Genomic DNA, 8,024 nt, shown 5'->3' on the forward strand with positions numbered 1-8,024 from the left:
TGCGATAAGCTGCGGACGAAGGCGCCCATTTTACGGCCCGGTTGCCCCAGATGCCCGTTTTCCCCCCGATCCGCACCGCGCGGCTGCGCGCGGCGCTGCTGGTGCCCCTGCTCGGGCTGGCCTGCGTGGCCCACGCGCAGCGCGGCGATCTCGACCGCAACGATCCGTTGCACCAGGACGTGCTCGGCGCGACGCTCGCCGGCGAGTTCGCCGTGCAGGCCGGGCGCCTGGACGAGGCCGCCAACTGGTATCTCGATGCCGCCCGCCAGTCCGACGGAGACGCGGGGCTGGCCGAACGCGCCACCCGCATCGCGCTGCTGGCAGGCGACGACCGCCGCGCCGCGCAGGCCCTGGATCTGTGGCGCCGCAATGCGCCGGGCTCGATGCCGATGCTGGCGGCCGAGACCACGCTGTCGCTGCGCAACGGCCGCGACCGTGCCGCACGTCGCCAGCTCGAAGCGCTGCTGCGCAGTGGCGACCCGGCGGGCTGGCGCCATGCCTTCACCGTGCTCGGTGGCGGCGCGCGCGACCAGGACCAGGCCGCGCGCCTGCTCGGCCAGCTCGTCGACAGCGGCGCCATCCCCGACGTGCTGCAGGCCTGGATGGCCTTCGGCGGCCTTGCCCAGCGTTTGGACCGCAGCGATCTGACCGAACGCATCCTCGACAACATCGTCGCGCGCTTCCCCGGCGAGCCCCGCGTGGCCCTGCTGCGCGCCAGCCAGTTGCGCGAGACCGGCCGCGCCGACGAGGCGCGTCAGGCGCTGGTCGCGCTCGGCGATGCGGCCCTGATCGCGCCGGACCTGCGCCTGGCGATCGCCGGCGAGTACGAGGCGCTCGGCGATCTCGCCGACGCCGAGCGCACGATGGCGATGGGCCCGCAGGACGGCCGCACGTACGTGTTGCGTGCGTCGCTGCTGGCGCGTGCCGAGAACAAGACCGCGCTGGCGGCGCTCTACGAGGAGGTCAAGGCGGTCGCGCTGACGCCCAACCCCGCGCAGCGCCTGCTGCTGGGCCAGATGGCCGAATACCTCGAGCAGTACGACGAGGCGCTGGAGTGGTACCAGACCGTGCCCGGCGGCCCCGAGCGCGCGCAGGCGCGTCTGCGTGGCGCGCGCGTGTTGCACGAGCTCGACCGCAAGGACGATGCCTGGGCACGGTTGCGCGAACTGCAGTCCGACGGCGGCGCTGACGAGGACACGCGTCGCAATGCCTATCTGCTCGAAGCCGAACTGCGGCAGCAGGGCAACGACCCGGCCGAGCTCGACGTCTACAACCGGGGCTTGGCGGCGATGCCCGACGATCCGGCCGTGCTCTACTCGCGCGCGCTGATGTGGGAGCGTCGCGACGACATTCCGCGCGCCGAGGCCGACCTGCGCCGCATCCTGGCGATCGACCCGGAAAACGTCGCTGCGCTCAATGCGCTGGGCTACACCCTGGCCGACCGCACCACGCGCTACACCGAAGCGCTCGAGCTGATCGACCGTGCACGCGTGGCCGAACCGGACAACGCCGCGATCATCGACAGCTACGGCTGGGTGCTCTATCGCCTGGGCCGCAACGAGGATGCGCTGGTGGAGTTGCGCCGTGCGTTCTCGATGATGAAGGACGCCGAAGTGGCCGCGCACATCGGTGAAGTGCTGTGGGTCATGGGCCGTCACGACGAGGCACGCAAGTACTTCGACGAGGCGCGTGGTATCGATCCCGACAACCGCTCGCTGATCCGCGCGCTGGAGAAGACCGGCGCATGAAACTGAAGATCGCCAGCGCCGCGCTCGCGGCTGCATTGTTGTCCGCCTGTACCAGCGTGCCGGTGCGTGCGCCGCTGCAGACCGTCGAACTGGAGCCGGCCGCACTCGCGGCGGCCGAGGCCCGCCTCGCGGCCCGCGAATCGGCAGTACGCGCACTGCCCGAACTCGCGTTCACCGGCCGCGTGGCGATGTCCAATGGCCGCGACGGCGGCAGTGGCCGCATCGAATGGCGCCAAGCCAGCGCCGACTACCAGGTGACGCTCAGCGCGCCGGTCACCCGGCAGAGCTGGCAGCTGCGTGGCGGCCCGGCCGGTGCGCGCATCGATGGTCTCGAAGGCGGGCCGCGCGAGGGCGCGGACGTCGGCACGTTGCTGTGGGAAGCCACCGGCTTCGAAATCCCGGTCACCGCGATGGCGGCCTGGGCCGCCGGCGCACGTGCCGATGCGACGACGTCCGGACCGGCCGAGGTCGGTTACGACGCGGCCGGTCGGCTCGCGCGGCTGCAGCAGGACGGCTGGACCATCGACTACCTCGAATGGCAGCCGGACCCGGTGGCCGGCGGCACCCCGGCGTTGCCGACCCGCATCAACGCCCAGCGCGGCGAGGCGCGCGTGCGGCTGATCGTCGACAGCTGGGCGCCGGGCACGACCGACGCTCCATGAACACCGTGGTCGATTCCGGCGGCTGGTCGGTCTGGCCGGCGCCGGCCAAGCTGAACCTGTTCCTGCGCATCACCGGTCGACGCGAGGACGGCTACCATGCGTTGCAGACCGTGTTCCGGATGCTCGACTGGGGTGACACGATCCGTCTGCGCCCACGTGCGGACGGGCAGATCCGCCGGGTCGGCGACTCGATTCCGGGACTCGCCGAGGCCGATGATCTGGTCGTGCGCGCAGCGCGGCTGCTGCAATCTTCGCTCAAATTCGCGCAAGGCGCTGACATCATCGTCGAAAAGATGATTCCATCTGGTGCCGGCCTGGGCGGCGGCTCTTCGGATGCCGCGACGGTGCTGCGTGCGTTGGACCGGTTGTGGGGACTGGATCTCGGCGAGGACCGTCTCGCCGCGCTCGGTCTGACCCTGGGCGCAGACGTGCCGGTGTTCGTCCGCGGACACAACGCCTGGGCCGAAGGCGTGGGCGAATCGCTGGTGCCCATCGATCTGCCGCCGGCCTGGTACCTGCTGGCGGACCCCGGCGTGCACGTGAATACCGCCGGCTTGTTCCAGGCCCCTGAATTGACGCGAAATGCTGCGCCCGCGACAATGGCGGACTTCGTTTCAGGTGCATCGCTCGGCAACGCGTTCGAGCCGGTCCTGCGTCGCCGCGAATCTGCCGTCGAGGCCGTGTTCGCAGTGCTCGCGGAGGTCGGCACGCCACGCCTGACCGGGACGGGCAGCGGCTGCTTCGTCGAATTCGCTACGCGCGAATCCGCTGAAGAAGCGCAGGCCCGGGTCGCATCGCGGGTCCAGTCCCGCGTCGTGGCCGGCGCGATGCGCTCTCCGCTGCTGGATGCATTGGAGGCCGGGATTCGGGATTAGGGATTGGGGATTCGCTCACGCGTCGAATCCCCAATCCCGAATTCCTAATCCCGGATTTCTGAAGGGGCGTCGCCAAGTGGTTAAGGCACCGGGTTTTGATCCCGGCATTCGCAGGTTCGAATCCTGCCGCCCCTGCCATCCCCGTGCTCGCGCACGGTCCTCCCATCCGCTCGGTCAGAGCGACGCGGAACCGCAGACATGAAAGAAGAACGCAATCTCCTGATCTTTTCCGGCAACGCCAATCGCGCACTGGCCAAGTCCGTGTGCCGCGAACTGGGCGTGCGCCAGGGTCGTGCGCTGGTGTCCACGTTCTCCGACGGCGAAGTGCAGGTCGAGATCGAGGAGACCGTGCGTCGTCAGGACGTGTTCGTCATCCAGCCGACCTGCGCACCGTCGGCCGAGAACCTGATGGAACTGCTGGTGCTGATCGACGCGCTCAAGCGCGCATCGGTCGCCAGCGTGACCGCGGTGATCCCGTATTTCGGCTATTCGCGCCAGGACCGTCGCCTGCGTTCGAGCCGCGTGCCGATCACGGCCAAGGTCGCCGCGCGCATCATCACCGCTGCCGGCGCCGACCGCGTGCTGACGGTGGACCTGCACGCCGACCAGATCCAGGGCTTCTTCGACATTCCGGTCGACAACGTCTACGCCTCGCCGCTGCTGCTGGCCGACATCTGGCGCGCGCACGGCACCGACAACATGGTCGTGGTCTCGCCCGACGTGGGCGGCGTGGTGCGCGCCCGCGCGATTGCCAAGCGTCTCGACGACGCGGACCTGGCGATCATCGACAAGCGCCGCCCGCGTGCCAATGTCGCCACGGTGATGAACATCATCGGCGACGTGCGCGGCAAGACCTGCGTGCTGGTCGACGACATCGTCGACACCGCCGGCACGCTGTGCGCCGCCGCTGCCGCGCTCAAGGCGCAGGGCGCGGTCAAGGTCGTCGCCTACTGCACGCACGCCGTGCTGTCGGGCGCGGCGATCGACAACATCAACAAGTCGCAGCTCGACGAAATGGTGGTCACCGACACCATTCCGCTGTCGGAGGCCGCGCGCGGGTGCGCGCGCATCCGTCAGCTCAGCGTCGCCGAGCTGCTTGCCGAGACGATCCGCCGGATCGCGTTCGGAGAATCGGTCAGTTCGCTCTACGTGGACTGACCTGCTGCAACGTCTCGTCTGGTCGCGGACGAGACGCATCACCGCCGCGAGGCGGTTTCAACTCCAGAAAAGTGAATCAAGAACATGGCTACCACGCATGAAATCAAGGTGCAGCGCCGCGAAGACGAGGGGAAGGGTGCGAGCCGCCGCCTCCGTCACGCCGGTGAAGTGCCTGCCGTCGTCTACGGCGGCGACCTCAAGCCCGTCAGCATCAAGCTGAGCCACAACGATGTCTGGCTCGCCAGCCAGCACGAGTGGTTCTACGCCTCGATCCTCGACCTGAGCCTCAACGGCGACGTCCAGAAGGTCCTGCTGCGCGACATGCAGCGTCACCCGTTCAAGCAGCAGATCCTGCACCTGGACTTCCAGCGCGTGAACGCGAACGAGACCATCCGCACCGCCGTGCCGCTGCACTTCATCAACGAAGACAGCTCGCCGGCCGGCAAGGCGGCCGACGTGGTGATCACGCACGAGCTCAACGAAGTCACCGTGACTTGTCTGCCGGGCGACCTGCCGGAGTTCATCGAGATCGATCTCGGCGCGATGGTCGTCGGCGACATCGTCCACCTCTCGCAGGTCAAGCTGCCCAAGGGCGTCGAGATTCCGGAACTGGCGCTGGGCGCGGACCACGACGTTGCCGTCGTCGTCGCCAAGCACGGCCGCGTGGAAGCCGAGCCGGAAGAGACCGACGAAGCGTCGGCCGATGTCCCGGCCACCAAGGCTGCCAAGGACGACGAGTAATCGTCGTGCGGGCGTGCCTTCGGGCGCGCCCGCGTTGCCGTCTCGATGTCAGCACTGCGACTGATCGTCGGCCTGGGCAATCCCGGCGCCGAGTACGCACGGACCCGGCATAACGCCGGGTTCCGTTTTGTCGACGAACTCGCCGCGAAGGCGGGCGCAACATTCCGGCTCGACAGCAAGCTGTTCGGTGAGACCGCGAAGATCGACATCGCCGGCCGGCCGGTCTGGCTGCTCAAGCCGGCCACCTTCATGAATCTCAGCGGCAAGTCGGTCACGGCGGCGCTGCGTTTCTGGAAATTCGAGCCGGCACAGGCGCTGCTGGCGCACGACGAACTGGACCTGGCGCCGGGCACTGCGCGTCTGAAGTTCGACGGCGGGCATGGCGGGCAGAACGGCCTGCGCGACACGATGCAGCTGCTGGGGCATGGCAAGTTCCACCGTCTGCGCATCGGCATCGGGCATCCGGGCAGCAAGGACAAGGTCACGCCGTGGGTGCTGGGGCGCGCGAGCGCCGATGACGACATCCTGATCGGCCGCGCGATCGACGCTGCGATCGACGTGCTGCCGCTGGCGATGGACGGCAATTTCATGGATGCGATGACGAAGCTGCACACGGTGAAGCCGTAATTCGTGATTGGTGATTGGTGATTCGTGAGCGCGCGCCACTGCTGCCCTTTCGAATCACCAATCACGAATCACCAGTCACGGATCCCAGATGGGCATCAAATGCGGCATCGTCGGCCTGCCGAACGTCGGCAAGTCGACCCTCTTCAACGCGTTGACCAAGGCGGGCATCGCCGCGGCCAACTTCCCGTTCTGCACCATCGAGCCGAACGTCGGCATCGTGCCGGTGCCGGACCTGCGCCTCAATGCGCTGGCGGCGATCGTCAAACCGCAGAAGGTGCTGCCGACGGCGGTCGAATTCGTCGACATCGCCGGTCTCGTCGCCGGCGCGGCCAGCGGCGAGGGCCTGGGCAACAAGTTCCTGTCGCACATCCGCGAGGTCGACGCGATCACGCACGTGGTGCGCTGCTTCGAGAATCCGGACGTCATCCACGTCAACAACAAGGTCGACCCGATCGCCGACATCGAGACGATCGATACCGAGCTGGCGCTGGCCGATCTCGATTCGGTCGAGCGCGCGCTGCAGCGCGCCGAGCGTTCGGCCAAGACCGGCGACAAGGACGCCAAGGTCCGCGCCGAGGTGCTCGGCCGCGTGCAGAAGGGTCTGGCCGACGGCCATCCGGTGCGATCGCTCAAGCTCTCCGATGACGACCAGGCCGCGATCCGCGACCTGTTCCTGCTGACCAACAAGCCCGTGCTGTACATCGCCAACGTGCTCGAGGACGGCTTCGAGAACAATCCGCACCTCGACGCCGTGCGCGCACGCGCGGCGGGCGAGGGCGCCGAGGTCGTGCCGGTGTCGGCGGCGATCGAGGAAGAACTCTCGCAGCTCGACGATGCCGATCGCGATGCGTTTCTGACCGATCTCGGTCTCGAGGAGCCGGGCCTGAACCGCGTGATCCGCGCGGCCTACGGGCTGCTGACGCTGCAGACCTACTTCACCGCCGGCGTGAAGGAAGTGCGCGCGTGGACCGTCCGCATCGGCGCGACCGCGCCGCAGGCGGCCGCAGTCATCCACACCGATTTCGAGAAAGGCTTCATCCGCGCCGAAGTGGTCGGTTACGACGACTTCATCCGCTACAACGGCGAAGGCGGTGCGAAGGAAGCCGGCAAATGGCGTCTGGAAGGCAAGGAATACATCGTCAAGGACGGCGACGTGATGCACTTCCGCTTCAACGTCTGACACGCTGCGTCGGTCGAGAAAAAGGCGCCTTCGTGGCGCCTTTTTCGTGCCCGGGTGGGCGGGCCGGGTCCAGGCTCCTTCAGTACCGTCATTCCCGCGAAAGCGGGAGGCGCTTGTTCACCAGCCGAAGGCTGGTCATCCAGTGTCTTTGGCCCTTCTACTCAGGTTGGCGCGAACTTCTGCTTCGCAAAGTGGGACCTGCTTGGGCGCCTGCCGGGTACCGCGCCCAGTCGCGGCCCGATATCCGCTTGGTGGTCACGGCGCCGACAGGCGCTGGACACCATCCGGCTGCTGATCGAAGAGCGGGTTCGGCGAGCAGATTCGAAGAAAATTCCTGTCCGGACCATGGCATCCGCGCGGCGCTCCGGTTAAGATGCGCGCCCGCCTGCGCAGGCCGTCTGCAGCGAAGGCGGGTCCGGTGAAATCCAGCGTCATCCGACGTTGACAGGAACCGGAACTGGCCCCAAAATCGCGGGCTGTTTTCACCGGCAACGAAAGCGCTGGAGGGATACCCAAGCGGCCAACGGGGGCAGACTGTAAATCTGCTGGCTTACGCCTTCGGTGGTTCGAATCCACCTCCCTCCACCACTTTCGGCACGGTGGAACAATTGCAGTGCGACAGGTTGTAATGCGGTATGCGGGTCCCGGTGCGGGAGTAGTTCAACGGTAGAACCTCAGCCTTCCAAGCTGATGGTGCGGGTTCGATTCCCGTCTCCCGCTCCATTGAACTGCCGGCATCACCCGATCCACCGTTCCACATCGTTGCTCACGTAGCTCAGTCGGTAGAGCACCTCCTTGGTAAGGAGGAGGTCGAAGGTTCGATTCCTTTCGTGAGCACCACCTTTTCGCGGTCGCCGCCGGTGGTGGGGCCGCTGCACGCAATCACCAATTCACCAGATTTCGAGATAGAGCAGCCATGGCAAAGGGTAAGTTCGAGCGCACCAAGCCGCACGTCAACGTCGGCACCATCGGTCACGTCGACCACGGCAAGACCACGCTGACCGCCGCACTGACCAAGATCGGCGCCGAGCGT

At 67.5% G+C, this 8,024-nt stretch carries 8 protein-coding genes and 4 tRNA genes; all 12 read left to right on the plus strand.

Translation table 11 applies throughout. The features are described 5' to 3' along the window. Window positions 1-50: 50 nt before the first annotated feature. The gene (locus tag E2F49_RS13505; RefSeq protein WP_133394352.1) at window positions 51-1,748 is read left to right on the plus strand and encodes a tetratricopeptide repeat protein; all 1,698 of its coding nucleotides are present in this window, start codon (window positions 51-53) and stop codon (window positions 1,746-1,748) included. Further along, window positions 1,745-2,410: a lipoprotein insertase outer membrane protein LolB gene (lolB, locus tag E2F49_RS13510; RefSeq protein WP_133394353.1), complete on the plus strand. Its 666-nt coding sequence runs from the start codon at window positions 1,745-1,747 to the stop codon at window positions 2,408-2,410. Before E2F49_RS13505 ends, lolB begins: the two co-directional genes overlap by 4 nt. Then, window positions 2,407-3,285: a 4-(cytidine 5'-diphospho)-2-C-methyl-D-erythritol kinase gene (gene ispE, locus E2F49_RS13515; RefSeq protein WP_133394354.1), complete on the plus strand. Its 879-nt coding sequence runs from the start codon at window positions 2,407-2,409 to the stop codon at window positions 3,283-3,285. Before lolB ends, ispE begins: the two co-directional genes overlap by 4 nt. A 62-nt stretch (window positions 3,286-3,347) precedes the next feature. Further along, window positions 3,348-3,423 (plus strand) — tRNA-Gln (locus tag E2F49_RS13520). 60 nt (window positions 3,424-3,483) lie between these two features. Beyond that, window positions 3,484-4,443, plus strand: coding sequence for a ribose-phosphate diphosphokinase (locus E2F49_RS13525; RefSeq protein WP_055246801.1), 960 nt, complete (start codon window positions 3,484-3,486; stop codon window positions 4,441-4,443). Between the two features lie 84 nt (window positions 4,444-4,527). Then, window positions 4,528-5,184, plus strand: a complete 657-nt coding sequence (locus tag E2F49_RS13530; RefSeq protein WP_133394355.1) for a 50S ribosomal protein L25/general stress protein Ctc — start codon at window positions 4,528-4,530, stop codon at window positions 5,182-5,184. A gap of 45 nt (window positions 5,185-5,229) precedes the next feature. Continuing rightward, window positions 5,230-5,811 carry an aminoacyl-tRNA hydrolase gene (gene pth, locus E2F49_RS13535; protein ID WP_133394356.1) on the plus strand — a complete coding sequence of 194 codons (582 nt, stop codon included), beginning with the start codon at window positions 5,230-5,232 and terminating at the stop codon, window positions 5,809-5,811. A gap of 88 nt (window positions 5,812-5,899) precedes the next feature. Further along, window positions 5,900-6,991: a redox-regulated ATPase YchF gene (gene ychF / locus E2F49_RS13540; protein ID WP_055246808.1), complete on the plus strand. Its 1,092-nt coding sequence runs from the start codon at window positions 5,900-5,902 to the stop codon at window positions 6,989-6,991. Window positions 6,992-7,493: 502 nt separating this feature from the next. After that, window positions 7,494-7,579, plus strand: a tRNA-Tyr gene (locus E2F49_RS13545). Between the two features lie 61 nt (window positions 7,580-7,640). Next, window positions 7,641-7,714: transfer RNA gene (locus E2F49_RS13550), tRNA-Gly, on the plus strand. Between the two features lie 41 nt (window positions 7,715-7,755). After that, window positions 7,756-7,831 (plus strand) — tRNA-Thr (locus E2F49_RS13555). 76 nt (window positions 7,832-7,907) lie between these two features. After that, window positions 7,908-8,024, plus strand: a 117-nt coding sequence (locus tag E2F49_RS13560) for a GTP-binding protein (RefSeq protein WP_049420184.1), incomplete at its 3' end; no start/stop codon positions are given.

It is taken from the genome of Luteimonas terrae (assembly GCF_004358165.1).
Lineage (GTDB): Bacteria > Pseudomonadota > Gammaproteobacteria > Xanthomonadales > Xanthomonadaceae > Luteimonas > Luteimonas terrae.